Source organism: Streptomyces sp. NPDC002784, assembly GCF_053592135.1.
This window is the reverse complement of record NZ_JBSFVD010000014.1, coordinates 139,547-162,719: the sequence shown is the minus strand read 5'-3', so window position 1 is coordinate 162,719 and position 23,173 is coordinate 139,547. Positions and strand designations below refer to the sequence as shown.

Annotated in this window: 23 protein-coding genes; 7 read left to right on the top strand and 16 right to left on the bottom strand. The window is 72.6% G+C overall.

The window, feature by feature from the left end:
* The first annotated feature begins 56 nt into the window (after nt 1–56).
* The gene (locus ACWD1Z_RS23855) at nt 57–698 is read left to right on the top strand and encodes an HAD family acid phosphatase (RefSeq protein ID WP_451121583.1); all 642 of its coding nucleotides are present in this window, start codon (nt 57–59) and stop codon (nt 696–698) included.
* Nucleotides 699–766: 68 nt separating this feature from the next.
* Here ACWD1Z_RS23855 and ACWD1Z_RS23850 read toward each other — a convergent pair whose 3' ends face one another.
* Nucleotides 767–3,295 carry an ATP-dependent Clp protease ATP-binding subunit gene (locus ACWD1Z_RS23850; protein ID WP_250077158.1) on the bottom strand — a complete coding sequence of 843 codons (2,529 nt, stop codon included), beginning with the start codon at nt 3,293–3,295 and terminating at the stop codon, nt 767–769.
* A gap of 432 nt (nt 3,296–3,727) precedes the next feature.
* On the opposite strand from ACWD1Z_RS23850, the gene ACWD1Z_RS23845 reads away from it, so the two are divergent.
* The gene (locus ACWD1Z_RS23845; RefSeq protein ID WP_451121581.1) at nt 3,728–4,336 is read left to right on the top strand and encodes an SCO3374 family protein; all 609 of its coding nucleotides are present in this window, start codon (nt 3,728–3,730) and stop codon (nt 4,334–4,336) included.
* Here the strand turns inward: ACWD1Z_RS23845 and ACWD1Z_RS23840 are convergent.
* The 10 genes from ACWD1Z_RS23840 to ACWD1Z_RS23795 form a co-directional block, all read right to left on the bottom strand.
* Nucleotides 4,315–4,650: a histone-like nucleoid-structuring protein Lsr2 gene (locus ACWD1Z_RS23840; protein ID WP_389416962.1), complete on the bottom strand. Its 336-nt coding sequence runs from the start codon at nt 4,648–4,650 to the stop codon at nt 4,315–4,317. The two genes, ACWD1Z_RS23845 and ACWD1Z_RS23840, sit on opposite strands and share 22 nt — an antisense overlap.
* A 217-nt stretch (nt 4,651–4,867) precedes the next feature.
* Nucleotides 4,868–5,416, bottom strand: coding sequence for an amino-acid N-acetyltransferase (locus tag ACWD1Z_RS23835; protein WP_328872985.1), 549 nt, complete (start codon nt 5,414–5,416; stop codon nt 4,868–4,870).
* Nucleotides 5,417–5,425: 9 nt separating this feature from the next.
* Entirely contained in the window at nt 5,426–5,854 is a 429-nt protein-coding gene (locus ACWD1Z_RS23830) for a BlaI/MecI/CopY family transcriptional regulator (RefSeq protein ID WP_451121578.1), read from the bottom strand.
* Nucleotides 5,855–5,995: 141 nt separating this feature from the next.
* A complete protein-coding gene (locus ACWD1Z_RS23825; protein WP_451121576.1) occupies nt 5,996–6,175 on the bottom strand; it encodes a hypothetical protein in 180 nt (59 codons plus the stop codon).
* 48 nt (nt 6,176–6,223) lie between these two features.
* Nucleotides 6,224–6,883, bottom strand: a complete 660-nt coding sequence (locus ACWD1Z_RS23820; protein WP_451121635.1) for a hypothetical protein — start codon at nt 6,881–6,883, stop codon at nt 6,224–6,226.
* A 144-nt stretch (nt 6,884–7,027) separates the two neighbouring features.
* Nucleotides 7,028–7,825 carry a type III pantothenate kinase gene (locus ACWD1Z_RS23815; RefSeq protein ID WP_451121574.1) on the bottom strand — a complete coding sequence of 266 codons (798 nt, stop codon included), beginning with the start codon at nt 7,823–7,825 and terminating at the stop codon, nt 7,028–7,030.
* Between the two features lie 16 nt (nt 7,826–7,841).
* Nucleotides 7,842–8,819, bottom strand: coding sequence for a carboxylating nicotinate-nucleotide diphosphorylase (nadC, locus tag ACWD1Z_RS23810; protein WP_451121572.1), 978 nt, complete (start codon nt 8,817–8,819; stop codon nt 7,842–7,844).
* 5 nt (nt 8,820–8,824) lie between these two features.
* A complete protein-coding gene (locus ACWD1Z_RS23805; RefSeq protein ID WP_451121570.1) occupies nt 8,825–10,537 on the bottom strand; it encodes an L-aspartate oxidase in 1,713 nt (570 codons plus the stop codon).
* Entirely contained in the window at nt 10,534–11,526 is a 993-nt protein-coding gene (gene panC / locus ACWD1Z_RS23800) for a pantoate--beta-alanine ligase (RefSeq protein WP_451121569.1), read from the bottom strand. Before panC ends, ACWD1Z_RS23805 begins: the two co-directional genes overlap by 4 nt.
* Nucleotides 11,523–12,443 carry a Rossmann-like and DUF2520 domain-containing protein gene (locus ACWD1Z_RS23795; protein WP_451121567.1) on the bottom strand — a complete coding sequence of 307 codons (921 nt, stop codon included), beginning with the start codon at nt 12,441–12,443 and terminating at the stop codon, nt 11,523–11,525. The genes panC and ACWD1Z_RS23795 overlap by 4 nt, the downstream gene beginning before the upstream one ends.
* A 186-nt stretch (nt 12,444–12,629) precedes the next feature.
* On the opposite strand from ACWD1Z_RS23795, the gene ACWD1Z_RS23790 reads away from it, so the two are divergent.
* Entirely contained in the window at nt 12,630–13,823 is a 1,194-nt protein-coding gene (locus ACWD1Z_RS23790; protein WP_451121565.1) for a threonine aldolase family protein, read from the top strand.
* Here ACWD1Z_RS23790 and ACWD1Z_RS23785 read toward each other — a convergent pair.
* The gene (locus ACWD1Z_RS23785; RefSeq protein WP_451121563.1) at nt 13,813–14,016 is read right to left on the bottom strand and encodes a hypothetical protein; all 204 of its coding nucleotides are present in this window, start codon (nt 14,014–14,016) and stop codon (nt 13,813–13,815) included. The genes ACWD1Z_RS23790 and ACWD1Z_RS23785 overlap by 11 nt on opposite strands.
* A gap of 163 nt (nt 14,017–14,179) precedes the next feature.
* On the opposite strand from ACWD1Z_RS23785, the gene ACWD1Z_RS23780 reads away from it, so the two are divergent.
* Nucleotides 14,180–15,286, top strand: coding sequence for a DUF5937 family protein (locus ACWD1Z_RS23780; protein ID WP_451121562.1), 1,107 nt, complete (start codon nt 14,180–14,182; stop codon nt 15,284–15,286).
* Between the two features lie 10 nt (nt 15,287–15,296).
* Here the strand turns inward: ACWD1Z_RS23780 and ACWD1Z_RS23775 are convergent, their stop codons facing one another.
* Together ACWD1Z_RS23775 and ACWD1Z_RS23770 are read right to left on the bottom strand one after the other, a co-directional pair.
* A complete protein-coding gene (locus ACWD1Z_RS23775) occupies nt 15,297–15,968 on the bottom strand; it encodes a response regulator (RefSeq protein ID WP_451121560.1) in 672 nt (223 codons plus the stop codon).
* A gap of 63 nt (nt 15,969–16,031) precedes the next feature.
* A complete protein-coding gene (locus ACWD1Z_RS23770) occupies nt 16,032–17,234 on the bottom strand; it encodes a sensor histidine kinase (protein WP_451121558.1) in 1,203 nt (400 codons plus the stop codon).
* Nucleotides 17,235–17,352: 118 nt separating this feature from the next.
* On the opposite strand from ACWD1Z_RS23770, the gene ACWD1Z_RS23765 reads away from it, so the two are divergent.
* Nucleotides 17,353–18,453 carry an SAM-dependent methyltransferase gene (locus tag ACWD1Z_RS23765; RefSeq protein ID WP_451121556.1) on the top strand — a complete coding sequence of 367 codons (1,101 nt, stop codon included), beginning with the start codon at nt 17,353–17,355 and terminating at the stop codon, nt 18,451–18,453.
* Here ACWD1Z_RS23765 and ACWD1Z_RS23760 read toward each other — a convergent pair.
* The gene (locus tag ACWD1Z_RS23760; RefSeq protein ID WP_451121554.1) at nt 18,418–19,566 is read right to left on the bottom strand and encodes an NADH-quinone oxidoreductase subunit D; all 1,149 of its coding nucleotides are present in this window, start codon (nt 19,564–19,566) and stop codon (nt 18,418–18,420) included. The two genes, ACWD1Z_RS23765 and ACWD1Z_RS23760, sit on opposite strands and share 36 nt — an antisense overlap.
* Before the next feature lie 31 nt (nt 19,567–19,597).
* Here ACWD1Z_RS23760 and ACWD1Z_RS23755 point away from each other — a divergent pair, with 31 nt between their 5' ends.
* Nucleotides 19,598–20,125 (top strand): PH domain-containing protein, encoded by a 528-nt coding sequence (locus tag ACWD1Z_RS23755; protein ID WP_451121552.1) that lies wholly within the window; start codon nt 19,598–19,600, stop codon nt 20,123–20,125.
* Entirely contained in the window at nt 20,122–21,471 is a 1,350-nt protein-coding gene (locus ACWD1Z_RS23750; protein WP_451121550.1) for a PH domain-containing protein, read from the top strand. Before ACWD1Z_RS23755 ends, ACWD1Z_RS23750 begins: the two co-directional genes overlap by 4 nt.
* A gap of 38 nt (nt 21,472–21,509) precedes the next feature.
* Here ACWD1Z_RS23750 and ACWD1Z_RS23745 read toward each other — a convergent pair whose 3' ends face one another.
* The gene (locus tag ACWD1Z_RS23745; RefSeq protein ID WP_451121548.1) at nt 21,510–23,156 is read right to left on the bottom strand and encodes a hypothetical protein; all 1,647 of its coding nucleotides are present in this window, start codon (nt 23,154–23,156) and stop codon (nt 21,510–21,512) included.
* Between the last annotated feature and the right edge of the window lie 17 nt (nt 23,157–23,173).

Here is a 23,173-nt window from a genome sequence, read left to right as displayed (position 1 = left end):
ACTCGCACGAACATGCACACGACATGCTGGCCGTAAGCGAAGGGACCCCCACCCACATGACCACCCGACGCCCCTGGGCGCTCCGCACAGCTGCCACCGCCGCCTCCGCCGCCGCCGCCCTGGTGGCTTTCGCCGGACCCGCTCAGGCCGCGCCAAGCACCGGCACGCCGACCGTCGCCACCGCCACCGCCGCCGCCACCGCGGACGTCGACTACGACACCTGGCAGCAGGACTGCCGGCTGGTGATGAACCAGGCCCTGCCCCAGCTGAAGCAGCGGATCGCGAACCCCAGGCCGGGCGAGAAGCAGGCGATCGTGCTCGACATAGACAACACCGCCCTGGAGACCGACTTCGGCTTCAGCTACCCCCAGCCGGCCAACAAGCCGGTCCTGGAGGTCGCCAAGTACGCGCAGGAGCACGGCGTCGCCCTGTTCTTCGTGACCGCCCGCCCGGGGATCATCCAGTCGGTCACGGACTACAACCTCAAGTACCGCGGCTACAAGGTCGCCGGACTCTACGTCCGGGGCTTCCTCGACCTGTTCCGGAACGTCGGCGACTACAAGACGGCCCAGCGCGTCGACATCGAGAACAAGGGCTACACGATCATCGCGAACATCGGCAACAGCGCCACCGACCTCTCGGGCGGCCACGCCGAGAAGACGTACAAGCTGCCGGACTACGACGGCCAGCTGTCCTAGGCATGAAAAGGGGCTGCCCCGGGACGAAGTCCCGGGGCAGCCCCTTCGGTTCAGGCCCAGCGCAGCGGCTAGGCCTCCTTGCTCAGGTTGGGCCCGGCACCACCGGCCGCCTGCTCGATCGGCGGGACGTCGGGCAGCGCCGACTTCTCCTCACCGCGGAAGGTGAAGGTCTGGGTCTCGCCCTCGCCCTCGGTGTCCACGACCACGATGTGACCGGGGCGCAGCTCGCCGAAGAGGATCTTCTCCGACAGCGTGTCCTCGATCTCGCGCTGGATGGTGCGACGCAGCGGACGCGCACCCAGCACCGGGTCGTAACCCTTCCTGGAGAGCAGCTCCTTGGCGGACTGGGAGAGCTCGATGCCCATGTCCCGGTCCTTCAGGCGCTCGTCCACCTTGCCGATCATCAGGTCGACGATCGCGAGGATGTCGGCCTGGGTCAGCTGCGGGAAGACGACCACGTCGTCGACGCGGTTGAGGAACTCGGGCCGGAAGTGCTGCTTGAGCTCGTCCGAGACCTTGTTCTTCATGCGCTCGTAGTTGGTCTTCTTGTCGCCCGAGGCCGCGAAGCCCAGGTTGAAGCCCTTGGAGATGTCCCGGGTGCCGAGGTTGGTCGTCATGATGATGACCGTGTTCTTGAAGTCCACGACCCGGCCCTGGGAGTCGGTCAGCCGACCGTCCTCCAGGATCTGCAGCAGCGAGTTGAAGATGTCCGGGTGGGCCTTCTCGACCTCGTCGAAGAGGACCACGGAGAACGGCTTGCGGCGGACCTTCTCGGTCAGCTGGCCGCCCTCTTCGTAGCCCACGTAGCCGGGGGGCGAACCGAAGAGCCGGGAGACCGTGTGCTTCTCGCTGAACTCCGACATGTCGAGGGAGATCAGCGCGTCCTCGTCGCCGAAGAGGAACTCGGCGAGCGCCTTGGACAGCTCGGTCTTACCGACACCGGAGGGGCCGGCGAAGATGAACGAGCCACCGGGACGCTTGGGGTCCTTCAGACCCGCGCGGGTACGGCGGATCGCCTTCGACAGCGCCTTGACGGCGTCGACCTGGCCGATGACCCGCTTGTGGAGCTCGTCCTCCATGCGGAGCAGACGCGAGGACTCCTCCTCGGTCAGCTTGAAGACCGGGATGCCGGTGGCGGTCGCGAGGACCTCGGCGATCAGCTCGCCGTCGACCTCGGCGACGACGTCCATGTCGCCGGCCTTCCACTCCTTCTCCCGCTTGGCCTTCGCGGCGAGGAGCTGCTTCTCCTTGTCGCGCAGGGAGGCGGCCTTCTCGAAGTCCTGCGAGTCGATCGCGGACTCCTTGTCCCGGCGGACCCCGGCGATCTTCTCGTCGAACTCGCGCAGGTCCGGCGGCGCGGTCATCCGGCGGATGCGCATCCGGGAACCGGCCTCGTCGATCAGGTCGATCGCCTTGTCCGGCAGGAAGCGGTCCGAGATGTACCGGTCGGCCAGGGTGGCGGCCTGGACCAGCGCCTCGTCGGTGATGGAGACGCGGTGGTGCGCCTCGTACCGGTCACGCAGACCCTTGAGGATCTCGATCGTGTGCGGCAGCGACGGCTCGGCGACCTGGATGGGCTGGAAGCGGCGCTCCAGGGCCGCGTCCTTCTCCAGGTGCTTGCGGTACTCGTCGAGCGTGGTGGCACCGATGGTCTGGAGCTCACCGCGGGCCAGCATCGGCTTGAGGATGCTGGCGGCGTCGATCGCGCCCTCGGCGGCACCCGCACCCACCAGGGTGTGGAGCTCGTCGATGAACAGGATGATGTCGCCGCGGGTGCGGATCTCCTTGAGCACCTTCTTCAGGCGCTCCTCGAAGTCACCGCGGTAGCGGGAGCCGGCCACCAGGGCGCCGAGGTCCAGGGTGTAGAGGTGCTTGTCCTTGAGGGTCTCGGGCACCTCGCCCTTGACGATGGCCTGGGCGAGGCCCTCGACGACGGCGGTCTTGCCGACACCGGGCTCACCGATCAGGACCGGGTTGTTCTTGGTCCGGCGGGACAGCACCTGCATGACCCGCTCGATCTCCTTCTCGCGCCCGATGACCGGGTCGAGCTTGGATTCGCGGGCCGCCTGGGTGAGGTTGCGGCCGAACTGGTCGAGGACCAGGGAGGTCGAGGGCGTGCCCTCGGCCGGGCCGCCCGCCGTGGCGGCCTCCTTGCCCCCGGAGTAGCCGGAGAGCAGCTGGATGACCTGCTGCCGGACCCGGTTGAGATCTGCGCCCAGCTTGACGAGGACCTGGGCGGCGACGCCCTCGCCCTCGCGGATCAGGCCGAGCAGGATGTGCTCCGTGCCGATGTAGTTGTGGCCCAGCTGAAGGGCCTCGCGGAGCGACAGCTCCAGGACCTTCTTGGCACGGGGGGTGAAGGGGATGTGCCCGGACGGGGCCTGCTGGCCCTGGCCGATGATCTCCTCCACCTGCTGGCGGACCGCCTCGAGCGAAATCCCGAGGCTCTCAAGGGCCTTGGCGGCGACACCCTCACCCTCGTGGATCAGGCCCAGGAGGATGTGCTCGGTGCCGATGTAGTTGTGGTTGAGCATCCGGGCTTCTTCCTGAGCCAGGACGACAACCCGCCGCGCGCGGTCGGTGAACCTCTCGAACATCGTTAATCGCTCCTCAGAGCGGTCAGGCAGTGGGGGGAACTTCCCCTCCCTGTCCTTCCGCAGCTTAGTCCCGCAAGCGGGGACCGCTCATTCCAACTGCCGACACCGTCGATGGCCTCCTGACCCCGCTAACGCCGACATCTGCTCCAACCCGATGGTGCGAGACGATGTTCCCGCAGGCCAGGCAGTTACCCGCTTCGCCAGTACGCCGATGGCGAACGTGAGACGCCCGGTCGTGCGTGTCGCCCCCTCCCACTAGGGATGTCTTACCCGCAGGCACTGACAGTCCATGCCGCGCAGACCGGTTCCCTCCGCTACGGGCGAACAACCTCGCTCCTCCGCGCACCCCCGCACGCCCCCTCCACCGGCACTCTGTGCATCCGCGAGACCACCCAGCGTAACCCGGGCGCTCTTCGGACGGTTGCACTTGGCATGGTTGGCACCCTTCCCCCGGTCACCACGGTCCCGTCCCCTCGCCGGCCGCTCGATCCGAGCGATCAGGTCCGCCGGTGGTACGAGAACGAACTGGGGTGGCCGACCGTGCCCGGGAGCCCGCTGGGGCTGCGGCTGGGCGTGCGCTTCGACGTCCTGGACGTGCCGGCCGAGGCGGGCCGGGCGGCGCTGCGTCATCTGGCGCCGGGTTCTCCGGTGGCGGCGCGGGGCGACCGGATGCGGCTGCTGGTGGCCGCGGGCAGCGCGGAGGAGCTGCCCGGGGTGCTGGCCTGGCTGGAGTGGGGCGCGCTCGCCCTCGATCTCACGGTGACCGGCGAGGGCGGCGTCATGGAGGCGCCGGAGCCCGGCGGGGCGGGGGCGGCCGACGGGCGGCCGTCCCGGGGCCACGCCGGCACGCCGCAGGGGGCCGCTGTCTGGCTGCGGCCCCCCGAGCCGGGGCGCGAGGTCGAGACCTCGCTGCCGACGCTGTCGGCCTTGGGGGGCGGTGGGGGCGCCCCCGATCTCGTACGACTGCTGGACACGGTGGCCACGCACTGCCACCGGCTGCGGCTGCGGCGCTCGTGCGCTCAGCCGTTGGCCTTCTCGTAAGCCTCGCGAATGGACGCGGGAACACGGCCGCGGTCGTTGACGTCGTAGCCGTTCTCCTTCGCCCAGGCGCGGATCTGGGCGGTGTCCTGGCTGCCGCCGGACGCGGCACGCGCCTTTCCACGCCCACCCGAAGCACGGCCTCCGGTACGCCGACCACCCTTCACGTAAGGCTCGAGAAGGCCACGGAGCTTGTCCGCATTGGCGGTCGTGAGGTCGATCTCGTACGTCTTGCCGTCCAGCGCGAACGTCACGGTCTCGTCCGCCTCGCCACCGTCGAGGTCATCGACAAGAAGGACCTGAACCTTCTGTGCCACCGGATTTCCTTTCATCGATAACTTGAGGGCTGGGGCCTGCGGCGTCCGCCGTTTCGCCGTCCCCTTGTTATATGCAGTACTGCAGTACGTCGGAAAGCAAACCGCTTTTGCTGGAAAAACACAAACCCCTGGGAGAGACTCACAGCCCGCTCCCCGCCCGGAAACATGCGCGTTTCGGACATAGGGCACCGGGAGTCCGGTTCGGCTTACCCGGCGATCACAGATGCAGAAGCATCCGACTGTTGCCCAAGGTGTTCGGTTTCACTCGTTCGAGACCGAGGAACTCCGCGACGCCCTCGTCATAGGAACGCATCAGCTCCGCGTACACATCGGTGTCGACCGGCGTCTCACCGATCTCGACGAAGCCGTGCTTGCCGAAGAAGTCCACTTCGAAGGTCAGGCAGAAAACCCGGCGAACACCGAGCCAACGCGCGGTCTGGAGCAACTTCTCCAGCAACTGGTGACCGACGCCCGCGCCCTTCAGCCCGGGCTTCACCGCGAGAGTGCGGACTTCCGCGAGGTCTTCCCACATCACATGCAGGGCACCGCAGCCGACGACCTCCGCGTTGTCGTCACGTTCCGCGACCCAGAACTCCTGGATGTCCTCGTAAAGGGTCACCGTGGCTTTGTCGAGCAGGATGCCGCCGCGGACGTACGCGTCAAGCAGGCGGCGCACCGCCGGGACATCGCTGGTGCGGGCCCGGCGGACGGTGAGGGCTTTTGCGGTGACTTCGGGGCTCTCAGCCGGTGAGCTCTGTGCGGACATGAGCGGACGCTATCGCCCGTCGGCCTCCGGCGCCGAGCCGGGGTTCTCCGGGGACGTATCGGGGCGGGTATCGCCTTGCTCGGTTTGTTCCGGTCCTTGGGCGATGCGGACGGCGTCGCGGAGAGCAGTTCGCTGTTCGTCGCTCATCATCCCGAAGAAGGCGACGAGGGCGGCGGCGGGGTTGTCGCTCTGCGACCACGCCTCGTTCATGAGGGCGGCGGCGTAGGCGGCCCGCGTGGAGACCGCCTCATATCGATAGGCCCGGCCTTCCGCCTCGCGGCGCACCCAGCCCTTCTGATGGAGATTGTCCAAAACGGTCATCACCGTGGTGTAGGCGATGGACCGTTCCTGCTGAAGATCTTCAAGGACTTCCCGAACGGTCACCGGGCGGTTCCACTTCCACACCCGCGTCATGACCGCGTCTTCGAGTTCTCCCAATGGGCGAGGCACAGTTCAGCACAATAGTGGGAGATGCCGGGATTGGCCTGCCGGACGTGCGCTTTCAGCAGCAAACAGGCACAAAAAGGGCGTACGACTCGAAAAACGAAGGAGTCGTACGCCGGGAACGGTCCGCCTGGGTCAGCCGTCGCTCCGCACGGAGGCCTGCCGGGCCCCCTCGGCCCGGGCGAGCGCCGCGTCCACCACGGCGTCCTCCTTGGCCTTGTTGGCACCGCCCTGAGTCTTCACGATCACCCGGATCACCCCGCCGAAGAACACGGCCATGACGACGGGGGGCAGCAGCGCGGAGACGTAGTCCATGACTTCAGGGTAGCGAGGGGGGCGGGTGGTCCGGGGCCGGGGTGGGGCTCAGCCCGCGGCCAGTTGCTGCGGCGGCTGGGCGGGGGGCTCGGTGGGTTTGCGGCGGGGGAAGACCTCGCCCGGGGTGGGGACGGGGCGGCGGGGCTGCTGGGGCTCGGCGGGGCCGGGGGTGGCCGGCTTCTCGGCGGGCCGGGGCGCGGGCTTCTTCGCGGGCTGCTGGGCGGGGTCCTGCTCGGCGGCGGCGAGGGGCGCGGGCGCGAGGCCCCCGGGGAGGGCCAGAAGGCGGGTACGGCAGGCGGGGACGCTCGGGGCGGCCGTGGCCACCCGGCGGCCCGTCCCGCGCGCGAGACGGGCCCGTACGTCCTGTTCGGCGAGGACCTGGCAGCGGCTCAGCAGGGCGGCGGCGACGGGATTGCCGCGCAGGGCGCGCAGCGCGGCGAGATCGTCCGGCTCGGGCCGGTACCCGGCGCCGAGGGCCTCCCCCATGAGGGTGAGGTACCCGGCGGCGGTGCCGGGCAGGGCGGCGCGGTACCGGGCGAGGTCGGCCACCAGGAAGGCGCGCAGCCGTGCGCCCTCGCGCATCGCTTCGTCCAGCGACTGGGCGAGGGAGAGACAGTCCTGGACATCCTCGGCCGGGGCAGGGGCGGGGTTCAGGGCAAGAGCGAGCGCGCGGCGGAGCACACGCAGCTCCTCCACACCGAACGCCATGCCGCCACGGGATCCGTATGGCGTGGGCATGCGGCGACGATACGCGCTAATCAGACAAACCCGACATAGGGGGTGGGCGTGGCGCGGGGGAGTTACCCGGTTGGGCCGCCGCTGCGGGAACCCCCGCCGCACGCACGCGTGCCGTCACATCCGGGACACGTTCCGCTCGTAGACCAGCCGCAGCCCGATCAGGGTCAGCCAGGGCTCGTGCTCGTCGATCACCGACGACTCGCCCAGCACCATCGGCGCCAGACCACCCGTCGCGATCACCGTGACCTCGTCCGGATCCTCCGCCAGCTCCCGCGCCATCCGGCCCACCACGCCGTCCACCTGCCCGGCGAAGCCGTAGACGATCCCGGACTGCATGGCCTCGACCGTGTTCTTTCCGATCACGCTCCGGGGCCGGGCGACCTCGATCTTCCGCAGCTGCGCGCCCTTCACCCCGAGCGCCTCCACCGAGATCTCGATCCCCGGCGCGATGACCCCGCCGACGTACTCCCCGCGCGCGCTGACCGCGTCGAAGGTCGTCGCCGTACCGAAGTCCACGACGATCGCGGGACCGCCGTACAGCTCGACGGCGGCCACCGCGTTGATGATCCGGTCCGCGCCGACCTCCTTGGGGTTGTCCGTGAGGATCGGCACCCCGGTCTTCACCCCGGGCTCGACGAGCACGGCCGGCACGTCGCCGTAGTACCGCCGCGTCACCTCCCGCAGCTCGTGCAGCACGGACGGCACGGTCGCGCAGATGGCGATCCCGTCGATCCCGTCGCCCAGCTCCTCCCCGAGGAGCGGGTGCATGCCCATCAGGCCCTGGAGCAGCACCGCCAGCTCGTCGGCGGTGCGGCGCGCGTCCGTGGAGATGCGCCAGTGCTCGACGATGTCCTCGCCGTCGAACAGACCGAGGACGGTGTGGGTGTTTCCTACGTCGATCGTCAGCAGCATGGCCGCTTCCCGCTCCCTACTCCGCCGCTCGCAGGTCCAGCCCGATGTCCAGGATCGGCGCGGAGTGGGTCAGCGCCCCGACGGCCAGGTAGTCGACGCCCGTGTCCGCGTACGCCCTGGCGTTGTCCAGGGTCAGCCGGCCCGACGCCTCCAGCGCCGCGCGGCCGTGCACCAGCGCCACCGCCTCCTCGCACTCCCCCGGCGTGAAGTTGTCCAGCAGGATCAGGTCGGCGCCCGCGTCCACCGTCTCGCGCAGCTGGTGCAGGGTGTCCACCTCGACCTCGATGGGCAGCTGGGGGAAGGCCTCCCGCACCGCCTTGAATGCCTGCGCGACACCGCCCGCGGCGACCACGTGGTTGTCCTTGACCAGGGCCGCGTCGGACAGCGACATCCGGTGGTTGACGCCCCCGCCGCAGCGGACCGCGTACTTCTCCAGGGCGCGCAGTCCGGGCGTGGTCTTGCGGGTGTCCCGCACGCGTGCCTTGGTGCCCTCCAGGGCGTCCGCCCACGCGCGGGTGGCGGTCGCGATGCCGGAGAGGCGGCACAGGAGGTTCAGCGCGCTGCGCTCCGCGGTCAGCAGGTCGCGCGTGCGCGTGGTGACCGACAGCAGCTTCTGCCCGGCCTCGACCCGGTCACCGTCCTCCACGTGCCGCTCGACCTCGAACTCGTCGGTGCAGACCACGGAGATCACCGCCTCGGCGACCCGCAGGCCGGCCACGACACCGGCCTCGCGCGCAATGAAGTCGGCGGTGGCGACCGCGTCCTCGGGGATGGTCGCGACCGTCGTCACGTCCACGCCGTTGTCCAGGTCCTCCTGGATGGCGACGTTCGCGATGTCCTCGATCTCCAGCGGGTCCAGGCCCGCGTCGATCAGGAGCTGCGCGAGCGCGGGGTCGAGCCCGCACTCCAGATACGTCTCGTCGGTGTCCGCCCCGCAGGCGCAGCCGTCGCCGCAGCCGTCGTCCTGGGCGAGGGGAAGGTCGGGGGTGCTCACGTCTGTCACTGCTCCTGGGGCTGCCGGGTCGGGGGGAAGTCTGCGGTATCGGTGGGGTGCACGGCGAGTGTGCGGTCCGGATTCAGCCGTACGACGATGTGGCGGCGCCATGCCGTGTCGTCGCGCTCGGGCCGGTCCTCGCGCCAGTGGCAGCCGCGCGTCTCCTCGCGCAGCACGGCGGCGGCGACCAGGACCCGGGCCACGCACAGGAGGTTGGTGGCCTCCCAGGTGTCGACGCCGGGCTCCGCGGTCTTGCCGTTCTCGACGAGGGCCTCGCGCGCGTCGGAGTGCAGCCGCTGGAGCTGCTCGCCCGCCCGCGTGAGGGAGTCGGCGGAGCGCAGGACGCCCGCGCCCTCGGTCATGATCCGCTGGATGGCGAAACGGGCCTCGGCCGCGAGCAGCGGATGCGCGGGCACCTCCGGGGACGGCACCGGGTGCGGCACCCGCGCGTGCAGGCCGTTGCCGGCGTGGCCCGCCGCGATGTCGGCGGCGATGCGCTCGGCGTAGACCAGTCCCTCCAGGAGGGAGTTGGAGGCGAGCCGGTTCGCGCCGTGCACGCCGGTGCACGCGACCTCGCCGCACGCGTACAGGCCGGGCACGGTCGTACGGCCCCGGGAGTCGGTGCGCACGCCCCCGGAGGCGTAGTGGGCGGCCGGGGCGATCGGGATGGGTTCGTGGACGGGGTCGATGCCGTGGGCGCGGCAGGCGGCGAGGATCGTCGGGAAGCGGTGCTCCCACATCTCGGCGCCGAAGTGCCGGGCGTCGAGGAACATGTGCTCGGCGTCCTGCTCCTGCATCCGGCGCATGATGCCCTTGGCGACGATGTCCCGGGGCGCGAGCTCGGCCAGTTCGTGCTGGCCGACCATGAAGCGCACGCCGTCGGCGTCGACCAGGTGGGCCCCCTCGCCGCGCACGGCCTCGGAGACCAGCGGCTGCTGGCCCTCGGCGTCCGCGCCGAGGAACAGCACGGTGGGGTGGAACTGCACGAACTCCAGGTCGGAGACCTCCGCGCCCGCGCGCAGGGCGAGCGCCACGCCGTCGCCGGTGGACACCGACGGGTTGGTGGTCGCGGAGAAGACCTGGCCCATGCCGCCGGTCGCGAGGACGACCGCGGGGGCGTGCACGGCGCCCACGCCGTCGTGCTGGCCCTCGCCCATCACGTGCAGGGTCACGCCCGCGGTGCGGCCGTCGACGTCCGTGAGCAGGTCCAGGACGAGCGCGTTCTCGATGGTGCGCAGGCCCTTCGCGCGGACCGCCTCGACCAGCGCGCGGGAGATCTCCGCGCCGGTCGCGTCGCCGCCCGCGTGCGCGATCCGGCGCCGGTGGTGGCCGCCCTCGCGGGTGAGCTCCAGGCCGCCCTCCTCCGACTCGTCGAAGTGGGCGCCGGTCTCGATCAGGCGGTGCACGGCGTCCGGGCCCTCGGTGACCAGGAGGCGTACCGCGTCCTCGTCGCACAGCCCGGCGCCCGCCACCAGGGTGTCGGCCAGGTGCTGCTCGGGGGTGTCGCCCTCGCCGAGCGCCGCGGCGATGCCGCCCTGCGCCCAGCGGGTGGAGCCGTCGTCGAGGCGGGCCTTGGTGACGACGACCGTCGTCAGACCGGCGGACTCGCAGCGCAGGGCCGCGGTCAGCCCGGCGACGCCGGAGCCGACGACCACCACGTCCGCGTCGATGGACCACCCGGGCGCGGGCGCGTGCAGTCGTATGCCTGTGCTGGTCACGAGGCGGCTCCGAAGGTCAGGGGGAGGTTGTCGATCAGCCGGGTCGTCCCGACCCGGGCGGCGACCGCGAGAACGGCCTCGCCGGTGAAGTCGTCGTCGATCTCGGTGAAGTCGGTGGGGTCGACGAGGGCGAGGTAGTCCAGTACGAGCGGCGGGGTGAGCCGGGCGGCCTCGTCCAGGACCAGGCGGGCGGCGGCCCGGACGGCGGCCGGGCCGGCCGGGGCCGCCTTGGCGACGGCGTGCGTGTCGGCGGCGGCGCGGGACTCCCCGAGGGCGCTGAGCGCCTCGGCACGCGCGTGCGTGGCGGGCACTTCCCGGGCCCGCGCGCGCAGCGCCTCCTGCGCCGCGTGCCGGTCCTGGCCGGCGAACAGCGCCCGGGACAGGGCGAGCGCGGTGCGCCGGTCGGCGGGCGAGAGATAGCGGTTGCGGCTGGACAGGGCCAGGCCGTCGTCCTCGCGCACGGTGGGCACGCCGACGATCTCGATGCCGAAGTTCAGGTCGCGGACCATGCGGCGGATCAGGGCGAGCTGCTGGGCGTCCTTCTGGCCGAAGAGAGCGACGTCGGGGCGGGTGAGGTGGAGCAGTTTGGCGACGACGGTGAGCATGCCGTCGAAGTGGCCGGGGCGGGCGGCGCCCTCCAGCCGCTCGCCCATGGGGCCCGCGCTGACCCGCACCTGCGGTTCGCCGCCCGGGTAGACCTCGTCGACGGAGGGCGCGAACACGGCGTCCGCACCGGCCTCCTCGGCGATCTTGAGGTCGGCTTCCAGGGTGCGCGGGTAGCGGTCGAGGTCCTCGCCCGCGCCGAACTGGAGGGGGTTGACGAAGACGGTCACCACGACCTCGCCGTCCGGTCCGGCGAGTTCGCGCGCGGAGCGGACCAGGGTGGCGTGGCCCTCGTGCAGGGCGCCCATGGTCATCACGACCGCGCGCCTGGCCGTACGCGCGCGTGCGGACAGTTCGGCGGCGGTGCGCAGCAGGGTGATGGTCATCCCGCTTCTCCCTCGGTGCTGTCGGCGAGCACTCCCAGCAGGTCTTCCGCTAGCTCCGGCTTGAGCAGGCCGTGGGCGAGCGCGCGGTCGGCGGTCGCGCGGGCCATCGCCAGGTAGCCGGCGACGGCCTGCGGGGCGTGCCGGCGCAGCTCGGTGACGTGCGCGGCGACGGTGCCCGCGTCGCCGCGCGCTACGGGGCCGGTCAGGGCGGCGTCGCCGGAGCGCAGGGCGTTGTCGAGGGCGGCGCCGAGGAGCGGGCCGAGCATCCGGTCGGGGGCCTCGACACCGGCCGCGCGCAGCAGCTCCATGGACTGCGCGACCAGCGTCACCAGGTGGTTGGCGCCCAGGGCGAGGGCCGCGTGGTAGAGCGGCCGCATGTCCTCGGCGATCCACTCCGGCTCGCCGCCCATCTCGATGACGAGGGCCTCGGCGGCCAGCCGCAGTTCCTCGGGGGCGGTGACGCCGAAGGAGCAGCCGGCCAGCCGCTCGACGTCCACCGGGGTGCCGGTGAACGTCATCGCCGGGTGCAGGGCCAGCGGGAGCGCGCCCGCGCGCAGGGCGGGGTCGAGGACCTGGGCGCCGTACCGTCCGGAGGTGTGCACCAGCAGCTGGCCCGGCCGTACGGCCCCGGTCTCGGCGAGTCCGGCGACGAGGCCGGGCAGGGCGTCGTCGGGGACGGTCAGGAGCACCAGTTCCGCGCTCTTGAGCACCTCGGCGGGCGTCATGAGGGGTACGCCGGGGAGCAGGTGCTCGGCGCGGCGCCGGGAGGCGTCGGAGACCCCGGAGACGGCCACCGGCCGGTGCCCGGCGAGCTGGAGGGACGCGGCGAGCGCGGGGCCCACCCGGCCGGCGCCGACGACGCCGACGGTGAGCCGCGCTGGGCGGTCCTTCGGATCTGGCTGTTGGCTTGTACTCACGCGACGGCGGCCTTCCCGTTCCAGTCCGCTCCGGGTACCGGACGATTTCTCGTCATGTTAACGCGATCGGTTCGAGGGGCGGTCGGTTGTCCACAGGCTGTGGGTTTTTGTGAGCCGAGGGCGCCCGGAGAAACGCGTCCCGAAAAGCGAGTGCCCCTGTGCGGCGGGCCGCGACATCATCCGCGCATGAGTGAAGCGGCGGAGACGACGAACCACGGCGAACAGCTCCCGGAGACCGAACGGCGCAAGCGCATCAGAGAGCGGCGCATCAGCGCGTCCCGGAGCGCTGAGCGCGCACTGGGGCGCGCGGGTGCCCTGCGCACGCTCCGGGAACGGCTCACGCTGCTGGAGCAGGCGTCGGACGTGTACGACCTGGACCAGCCGGCCGACATGTACGGCGACGGTGTCGTCGAGGCCCTGGAGGACAAGGTCGCCGGGCTGCTCGGCAAGGAGGCCGCCGCGTTCTTCCCCACCGGCACCATGGCCCAGCAGGTGGCCCTGCGCTGCTGGGCCGGCCGCACCGGCAACCCGGTCGTGGCCCTGCACGCGCTGGCCCACCCCGAGGTGCACGAGCGGAACGCCGTCAGCCAGGTCAGCGGGTTGCGCCCGGTCAGGGTCACCAGCGAGCCGCGCCCGCCCACCGCCGACGAAGTGCGCGGCCTCGACGAGCCCTTCGGCACGCTGATGCTGGAACTGCCGCTCCGGGACGCCGGTTTCGTGCTGCCGTCCTGGCAGGAGCTCACCGAGGTGGTGGAGGTGGCGCGGGAGCGCGAGGCGGTGGTGCACTTCGACGGCGCGCGCCTGTGGGAGGCCACGGTCCACTTCGAGCGCCCCCTGGATGAGATCGCGGACCTCGCGGACAGCCTCTACGTCTCGTTCTACAAGTCCCTCGACGGCTACGGCGGTGCCGCGGTCGCCGGGCCCCGAACGCTCGTCGACGAGATGAAGGCCTGGCGGCACCGGTACGGCGGCACCGTCTTCCAGCAGTTCCCCACCGCACTGTCGGCGCTGGTCGGCCTGGAGCGGGAGCTGCCCCGGCTGCCCGGCTACGTGCGGCACGCGCGCGTGGTGGCCGGCGCCCTGCGCGAGGGGTTCGCGGCGGCGGGGCTGCCCTGGGCCCGCGTCCACCCCGAGGAGCCGCACACCAACGAGTTCCGGCTCTGGCTGCCGTACGACGCCGATGTCGTCGCCGAGGCGGCGGTCCGGCACGCCGAGGAGACGAGGACCCTGCTGTTCGCCCGCCCCTGGGACGCGCCGGGCCCGGGCCTCGCGGTCACGGAGATCGACGTCCGGGCCGCGGGCCTGACCTGGACGGCCCACGACGTACGCGTGGCCGTCGCGGAGTTCGTGGCGCGGCTGAGGGAGCAGGTCAGCGGCTAGGCCGCAGCCGCCGGCCCAGGGACCGCCAGGGCCCGCCCCCCACCGGGCGCCCGGCGAGAACGGCCCGGAAGCGGCGCTCCTCGCGCCAGGCCCGTACGACCTGCCGGTCCTGCGCGCCCGGGGCGGGCGGGGCGGGCTCGCCGTGCTGCCGGGCCCGGTAGGTGTCGAGGAGGTACTGCTGGGTGACGTTCATGGCGGTTCACCTCTTCCGGAAGGCGGGACGGATGCGGCGGGACGGCTCCGGCTGCCCCGGCCGGTCCTCCCAGCCTGCGCCGCGCGCGCGGCGACGTCGCGTCGATTGACGGCGGGCGTCAATCGACGGCGGCGTTGTCAGTGGCCGGGTGCACCATGAGGGCATGAGCGTGCGCATCGACATCGCGGGGCTGCGGCCGGAGAGGGTCGCCGTCGTTCCCTCGCCCCTGGCCGAGCTCGGCATGGCGCTGCACGCGCTGTCCGAGCCGGCCCACCACCCGGGCCTCCAGGGCTGGGCCACCAGCGTGACCGCGGCGCTCGACCCGCACCTGGCCGACCGGATGTGCGAGGCCGACTTCCTGTGGCGTACGACGTTCTCGGACCTGTTCCTGCCCTGCGCCGGCATCCCCGGCGGGCCCACCCTCCCGGGCGCCGACCTCGCCGACGACCTGGACCTGCTGGACAAGCTGACGGACGAGCAGTTCGTGGACGCCGCCCTGGAGTTCACCTGCGCGCTGCCGTACACCACCCCGGGCCCCTCCGCGCTCGCCGATCCCGACCTGCGCCGCCGGGCCCTGGAGCTGGCCGCCGCGCGCGGGCCGCAGCAACTGCGGTTCACCAGGCGGCTGCTGGAGGATCCGCCGCGGATCCGGGCCTGGCTGCGGCAGTTCCTGACCGACTGCGAGGAGGCGTTCTTCGCGGACGTCTGGCACCGCGTGCGCCACCAGCTCGCCGCCGACGCCCGGCACCGGACCGACCTATTGCGGCACAAGGGGCTCGCCGAGGCGCTGACCTCGGTGTCCGCGGCGGTGACGTTCGACGAGGCCGGCGGCCGGATCACCATCGACAAACTGCGCCAGGGCCACACCGTCATCCGCGACCGCAGCCTGCTGCTGGTGCCGACGAGCCTGGGCTGGCCGCATCTGATGGTGCTGCACCGGCACGGCTGGCAGCCGGTCCTGCACTACCCGGTCGGCTCCCCCGAGCTGACCGCCCCGCCCTCGGTCGACCAGCTGGTCCTGCGCATGACCGCGCTGTCCCACCCGGTGCGCATGCAGCTGTGCCGCAACCTCGCCCGCAGCACGTACACCACCAGCGAGCTCGTGCAGATCCACGGCATGACCGCGCCCGAGATATCCCGGCACCTGGGCGTGCTCAAGAAGGCGGGCCTGATCACCACCCGCCGGCGCGGGCGCTACGTCCTGCACCAGCTGGACGTCGCGGCGGTCGCCCGGCTGGGCGGGGACCTCCTGGAGGCGCTGCTGCGCTGACCGGCGCCGCTCAGCCCTGTCCGCCGGCCCGCACCAGTCCCGTCTCGTAGGCCAGGACCACCACCTGCACCCGGTCCCGCAGCCCTAGCTTGGTCAGGATGCGGCCCACGTGCGTCTTGACGGTCGCCTCCGACAGGACGAGCCGGGCCGCGATCTCCCCGTTGGACAGCCCCTGGGCGACCAGCACCATGACCTCGCGCTCCCGGTCGGTGAGCCGGTCCAGCTCCTTGAACTGCGGCTCCTGGCCGGTGCTGGGCAGCATCGGCGCGAAGCGGTCCAGCAGCCGGCGCGTGGTCGAGGGGGCCACCACCGCGTCGCCGCTGTGCACCGCCCGGATGGCGGCGAGCAGTTCCCCGGGCGGCACGTCCTTGAGCATGAACCCGGAGGCGCCCGCCTTCAGCCCGGAGAAGGCGTACTCGTCGAGGTCGAAGGTGGTCAGGATCAGCACCTTCGGCGGATCGGCGTCCGCGCAGACCCGGCGGGTGGTCTCCACACCGTCCAGCTTCGGCATGCGCACATCCATCAGCACCACGTCGACCGCGGTCTCCCGCAGCACCTGCAGGGCCTCGACGCCGTCGCCCGCCTCCGCGACGACCTCCATGTCCGGCTGGGCGGCGAGCACCATCCGGAACCCGGTGCGCAGCAGCACCTGGTCATCGACGAGCATTACGCGGATCGTCATCGAGTCCTCTTCCGTGTCCGTGAACGGGGTCGTTACAGGTGTCAACGCAGCACATGACCGGTCTCAGTGCGCCGGTTTGAGCGGCAGCAGGGCACTGATGCGGAATCCTCCGCCCGGGCGGGGGCCCGCGTCCAGGGTGCCCCCCACCATGCCGACCCGCTCTCGCATACCGATCAAACCGTGGCCCTGGCCGTCGGCGCCGCCCTCCTCGTACAGCTCGTGCGGGGCACCCTTGCCGTCGTCCTCGACGAGCAGACCGAGACCGTCGTCGAAGTAGACCAGCCGCACGCTCGCACCCGCGTCCGGGCCGCCGTGCTTGCGGGTGTTGGTGAGCGCCTCCTGCACGATGCGGTACGCGGTCAGCTCCACCCCGCTCGGCAGCGGGCGCGGGGTGCCCTCGACCTTGAAGTCGACGGGCAGTCCGGAGGTGCGGCACTGCTGGACGAGCTCGTCGATCTGCTCGACGTCGGGCTGCGGGACGTACTCCCCGCCCTCCTCGTGCTCGCCGGTGCGCAGCACGCCCAGCAGGCGGCGCATCTCGGCGAGGGCCTGCCGGCCGGTGGAGGAGATCGTCTCCAGGGCCTTCTTCGCCTGGTCGGGGGCGGCGTCGAGGACGTAGGCGGCGCCGTCGGCCTGCACCACCATCACCGAGACGTTGTGCGCGACCACATCGTGCAGCTCGCGCGCGATCCGGGCGCGCTCGGCGGCGACCGCGACCTTGGCCTGCGCCTCGCGCTCCTTCTCGAGCCGGGTCGCGCGCTCCTCGAGCTGCGCGAAGTACGCGCGCCGGGTGCGTATCGAGTCACCGAGCACCCAGGCGAGCGCGAACGGCACCGAGGTGAAGATCATGATCGCGACGGTGCCGAGGGCGCTCGACTCGTTCTCCGGCCAGCGCAACTGCGCCAGGGGGGCCGCGCACAGGCCGACGCCGAGCGCCAGCCTGGAGGCCCAGCGGGCACCGTTCGCGGCCACCGTGTAGGTGATCACCAGCATGGCGAAGTCCGCGGGCATGGTCTCGGCGTCCAGCACCAGCTGCGCCACACCGAGCGCGATGGCCAGGACCAGCATCTTCTCCGGCATGCGCCGGCGCAGCGCGATCACCAGGGACAGCAGCAGGGCGATCGGCACGGCGGCGACCGGGTAGTCGACGCGCTCCACTTCCTGCTGCACGACCCCGGACACCACGGTGATCCCGAACAAGAAGACGGCCCAGAAGCCGTCGACCCACGTCGGGTGTCTGCGGAGGAAGTCATAGAGGCGCTGCACGTAACCCAGCGTAGGGAAGCGAGATGTGTGCAGGGGTCAACCGGAGGACCGATCCGCGGGGAGCGCGCGTACTCCGCAAGGTGGAGGCCCCGCTCCCCTGTGCCCTTAGCCTGGGCGCGTGACGCGAGACGGTGGCGACGAATGGCTCGGGTGGCGGGCGGCGGCTCAGCGGGCGCTGTACGGGCCGCAGGGCTTCTACCGCAGGCCGGAGGGCCCGGCCGGGCACTTCCGTACGTCCGTGCACGCCTCGCCGCTGTTCGCCGGGGCGGTGGCCCGGCTGCTGTGCCGGGTCGACGAGGCACTGGGCCGGCCCTCCCGCCTCGACTTCGTGGACATGGCCGCGGGCCGCGGCGAACTGGTCACCGCGGTCCTCGCCGCCCTCCCCTCCGACGTGGCCGCCCGCGCGCGCGGGTACGCCGTCGAGATCGCCGGCCGCCCGCCCGGTCTCGATCACCGGATCGAGTGGCTGCCCAAGCCGCCACAGGGCGTCACGGGCCTGCTGTTCGCCAACGAGTGGCTGGACAACGTGCCCGTCGACATCGCCGAGGTCGACCCCGAGGGCGTACCGCGCACGGTCCTCGTACGGCGCGACGGGACCGAACGGCTCGGCGAGCCGGTCACCGGCGCGGACGCCGAGTGGCTCGCGCGGTGGTGGCCGCTGCCCCCGGAGGAGGGACTGCGGGCCGAGATCGGGCTGCCCCGGGACGAGGCGTGGGCGGAAGCGGTCGGGACCGTCGAGCGGGGGCTCGCGGTGGCCGTCGACTACGCGCACACGGCGGACGCGCGGCCCCTGTTCGGCACGCTGACCGGGTTCCGGGAGGGGCGCGGGACGGCGCCTGTGCCGGACGGGTCCTGCGATGTCACGGCGCATGTGGCCCTGGACGCGTGTGCGCGGGCCGGGGAACGCCCGGGTGAGAGGACGGATGCGCGCGCGGGCGTGAACGAGCACGCACCGGCGTACGAGCCCCCCGGCGCACGCCTCCTCACGCAGCGCGACGCCCTGCGCGCCCTCGGCCTCGAAGCCGCCCGCCCCCCGCTCGCGCTCGCGACGACCCGGCCGGCGGCCTACGTACGCGCCCTCGCGGCCGCCGGCGAGGCCGCCGAACTCACCGCACCCGGCGGCCTCGGCGACTTCGGCTGGCTGCTCCAGCCCGTGGGCATCGCGGACGCGGCCTTGGGCGGCCTACTTGTCGATGTCCCCGACCACGAAGAACAGTGACCCCAGGATCGCCACCATGTCCGCCACCAGCGTGCCCGGCAGCAGCTCCACCAGCGCCTGGATGTTGTTGAACGAGGCCGAGCGGAGCTTGAGCCGGTACGGCGTCTTCTCGCCCTTGCTGACCAGGTAGTAGCCGTTGATGCCGAGCGGGTTCTCGGTCCACGCGTACGTGTGCCCCTCGGGCGCCTTCAGGACCTTCGGCAGCCGCTGGTTGATCGGGCCGGGCGCCAGCTCCCCGAGCCGGTCGAGGCAGGCGTCGGCGAGATCGAGGGAGTTGTAGGTCTGCTCCAGCAGGCACTCGAACCGGGCGAGGCAGTCGCCCTCCTCGCGGGTGACCACCTTGAGCGTGTCCTGGAGCTCCCCGTAGGCGAGGTAGGGCTCGTCGCGGCGCAGATCGAAGTCCACGCCGGAGGCGCGCGCGATCGGCCCGCTCACGCCGTAGGCGTGCACGGCCTCCGGCGCCAGGACGCCCACGCCCCGCGTGCGCCCCCGGAAGATCTCGTTGCCGAGGACCAGGTCGTCGAAGCGGTCCATCCGGGAGCGCACACCGGCGACGGCGGCACGCGCGCGCGTGGCCCATCCGGCGGGCAGGTCCTCCTTCAGGCCCCCGACCCGGTTGAACATGTAGTGCATGCGCCCGCCGGAGACCTCCTCCATCACGTGCTGGAGCTCCTCGCGCTCCGTGAAGGCGTAGAAGATCGGCGTGATCCCGCCCAGCTCCAGCGGGTACGAACCGAGGAACATCAGGTGGTTGAGCACCCGGTTGAGCTCCGCGAGCAGGGTCCGGGTCCACACCGCCCGCTCGGGTACCTCCATGCCGAGCATGCGCTCGACGGCCAGGACGACGCCCAGTTCGTTGGAGAAGGCCGACAGCCAGTCGTGGCGGTTGGCGAGCATGATGATCTGGCGGTAGTCGCGCGCCTCGAAGAGCTTCTCCGCGCCGCGGTGCATGTAGCCGATCACCGGCTCGGCGCTGGTGATGCGCTCACCGTCCAGGACGAGCCGCAGGCGCAGCACGCCGTGCGTGGACGGGTGCTGGGGCCCGATGTTGAGCACCATGTCGGTGCTCTCCGCGGCTCCGCCGATACCGACCGTGGTCTGCGTCGTAGGCATGGACACAGTCTCTCCTACGTAGGCTGGCCATATGGAGACGGGGAGCCAGGAAAACGCGCCGCATACCGGGCAAACCGGGGCCGCTTCAGCGGAGCACGAGCCGGTGTGGACCGGACTGCCCCCGGGGCTGCTGCGGATGCGGCGGCTGTTGCTGGTGGTGTGGCTGGGACTGCTGACGGTCGGCCTCGCCGTACTGCTGGGCCTGCTCGCCGGTCCCGCCTGGGCCGCCTTCGCGCTGCTGCCCCTCGCCGTAGCGGTCTGGGGCTGGGTGATGCTCGGCCGCAACTGGCGCTCCTGGCGCTACGCCGAGCGCGCCGACGACCTGCTGATCAGCCGGGGCGTGCTGTGGCGCGAGGAGACCGTCGTGCCGTACGGGCGCATGCAGCTGGTGGAGGTCACCTCCGGGCCCGTCGAGCGGCACTTCGGTCTGGCCAGCGTGCAGCTGCACACCGCGGCCGCGGCCACCGACGCGACCATTCCCGGCCTCGACCCCGCCGAGGCGGAACGGCTGCGCGACCGGCTCACCGAGCTGGGCGAGGCCCGATCGGCGGGGCTGTGACGGCCCCGGGCGTCGACGGCGCCGTACGGCGGAAGCCGCCGGTGATCGAGCGGCGGCTGCATCCCGTGACGCCGCTCAGGCGGGCGTGGGCGCCGGTGGCCGTGGTCATCGGATGGGCGGTGCACGATCCCGACCAGACGCAGCGCCAGCTGACCCGGCTGACCACGACGACACTGCTGCTCGTGATAGCCGTCGCCGTGCCGGCGGCCGCCCTCTACGGCTTCCTCACCTGGTGGTTCACCCACTTCGCGGTGACCGAGAGCGAACTGCGCATCCGCACCGGGCTGATGTTCCGGCGCACCGCGCACATCCGGCTCGACCGCATCCAGGCCATCGACGTCAGCCAGCCGCTCCTCGCGCGCGTGGCGGGCGTCGCCAAGCTCAAACTCGATGTCGTCGGCGCCGACAAGAAGGACGAGCTCGCCTTCCTCGGCGCGCAGGAGGCGCGTGCGCTCCGCGCGGAGCTCCTCGCGCGCGCCGCCGGGTTCGCCCCCGAGACGGCGCACGAGGTCGGCGAAGCCCCGGCGCGCGAACTGCTGCGGACGCCCGCGCGTGAGCTCGCGCTCTCCCTGGTGCTGACGGGCGCCACCTGGGGCACCCTGGCCGCCGCCCTCGTCGTACCGCCGGTGCTCTGGCTCGCCACCCACAGCGTGTGGACGGTCCTCGCCACCGCCCTGCCGCTGCTCGGCGCGGCGGGCGCGAGCAGCGTGGGCCGGTTCGTCGCCGAGTACGACTGGACGGTGGCCGACTCCCCCGACGGCCTGCGCATCGACCGGGGCCTGCTGGACCGCGTCCACGAGACGGTGCCGCCGGGGCGTGTGCAGACCGTACGGGTGGTGCGGCCGCTGCTGTGGCGGCGCCGCGGGTGGGTGCGGGTGGAACTGGACGTGGCGGGGTCCTCGAACTCGGTCCTGGTCCCGGTCGCCCCGCGTGAGGTCGCCGAGGCCGTCATCGCGCGCGTGCTGCCCGGGGTGACCGTGCCGCCGGATTCGGCGCTGTCCCGGCCGCCGCGGCGCGCGCGGTGGTGCGTGCCGGTGTGGTGGCGGGGCTACGGCCTGGTCGTCACCGACTCCGTCTTCGCCGCGCACCAGGGGCTGCTGCGGCGCAGCCTGGCGCTGGTGCCACACGCGAAGGTGCAGAGCGTACGGCTGGCGCAGGGGCCCTGGAAGCGCGCGCTGGGCCTCGCCGACGTCCATGTGGACACCGGGGCCGACAAGACCGTCACGGCCCGCCTGCGGGGCACGGAAGAGGCGGCGGCGCTGCTCGGCGCCCAGGCGGAACGGTCGCGCACGGGGCGGCGGGACGCGCGTCCGGACCGCTGGATGACGGAAGGGGCCGACCGTTAGGCCGACCCCTCGCCCGAGCGCTCCCGCTGCCGGGACCGTCAGGACGCCGCGCTGCGCAGCCCCTGTACGTCGATCTGCTCCGTCTCGTCGTGCGCCGTCAGGTCGATGACCTGGCCGACGCCCCGGGACTCCTCGTCGGCCGGCTTGAACTGCGCCTCGGACTCGGCCTTGTGCAGGGCGAGCGCCTCCTGGCCGACGACGTCGGCGAGGTCCTCGTTCTGCACGTCCTCCAGGCCGGGGGTCGCCTCGCCCTTGTGCGTGCCGAAGAAGTCGAAGCCGCCCTCGACCCTCGGGCGCCGCACGGGCGCCGACGGGACGACGGCCACCGCGGTCGGCGCGACGAAGTGTCCGGCGGGCTGCTGGGCGGGCAGCGCCGGCTTGCCCGGGGTGGCGGCGGCCGCGCGCGTGTGCTCCTGCCCGTCGGCCGCCTCGGGCTTCCCCTGCGCCTCGTCCTCCTGCGGGAGCGAACCGGTCTGCACGGCCCGGTCGTTCGAGGGGCTGCCGCTCTGCGCGGGCACCTCGGCCTGCGCGTCACCGGAATCCTTCCCCGGGGCACCGGGGTACGGCTTCGCGGGGCCGTCGGACGGGGCCAGGGCTTCGGCCTTCGCGGGGCCGCCGGACGGGGCCGGGGCTTCGGCCTTCGCGGGGCCGCCGGACGGGGCCGGGGCTTCGGCCTTCGCGGGGCCGTCGGACGGGGCCGCCTGGGCCTCCGCCTTCACCGGACCGCCGGACGGGGCCGGGACCTCGGCCTTCCTGCGGCCGTCGGACGGGGCCGCCGGGACCTCCACCTTCACCGGACCGCCGGACGGGGCCGGGACCTCGGCCTTCCCGCGGCCGTCGGACGGGGCCGCCGGGACCTCGGTGTTCACCGGACCGCCGGCCGGGGCCGCCGGGACCTCCGCCTCCCCCGGACCGCCGAACGCGACCGGGACCTCGGCCTGCACCAACCCGTCGGACTCGACCGGCGCTTCGGCCTTCACCCGACCGTCGCCTTCCGGCGCACTGTCCGCCGCCGGGGACCCCTCGGCGTCCAGCTTCGCCAGCGCCGCCCGCGCCCGCAGGAACAGGCTCGACCCCTCCGGCGAGAAGACCGCCGGGGTGACCGTCTCGGCCGACTCGGTCTCGCTCCCGGCGACCGGGGCTGCCACGGCCCCCGCCTCCGGCCCGACGACCGGCTCGGCAACCGTCTCGGCGGCCACCCGCGCCGGCGGCAACGCGCGCGCGGGCGCCACCGCTTCTATCTCCAGCAGCCGGCGCCCCTCCAGGGCGCTCGCGCGCTCGGTCTCGGCGGTGGCGTACCGGCGCAGCAGCGCCGCGTGTTCGTTGCGCAGCCCCGCGAGTTCCGCGCGCTTGGCGCGCAGCCGCTGCTCCAGCTTGCCGCGCAGTTCGCGCGACTCCTCGAGGTCGGCCTCCAGTTCGGCGACCCGCTCCTCGAAGCGCCACTCGTCGCTCGCACGCGCGCGTGTCAGATCGGCGACCCGCTTGCCGGCCTGGGTGTCCCAGTGCCGCATGACGACCGCGCCGACGACCGCCGTCACCGCCGCGGCCGCGGCCAAGCCCCGGAGCACCCACGGCTCCGAGAAGACCCAGGGGCCGAGCGCGCAGACGGCTGAGACACCCGCGATGGCCGACGGGGGCAGCAGCCTGTGCAAGGGCGGGGAATGGCGGTGACGTCCACGTGGCATGGCCAGAAACTTACCGC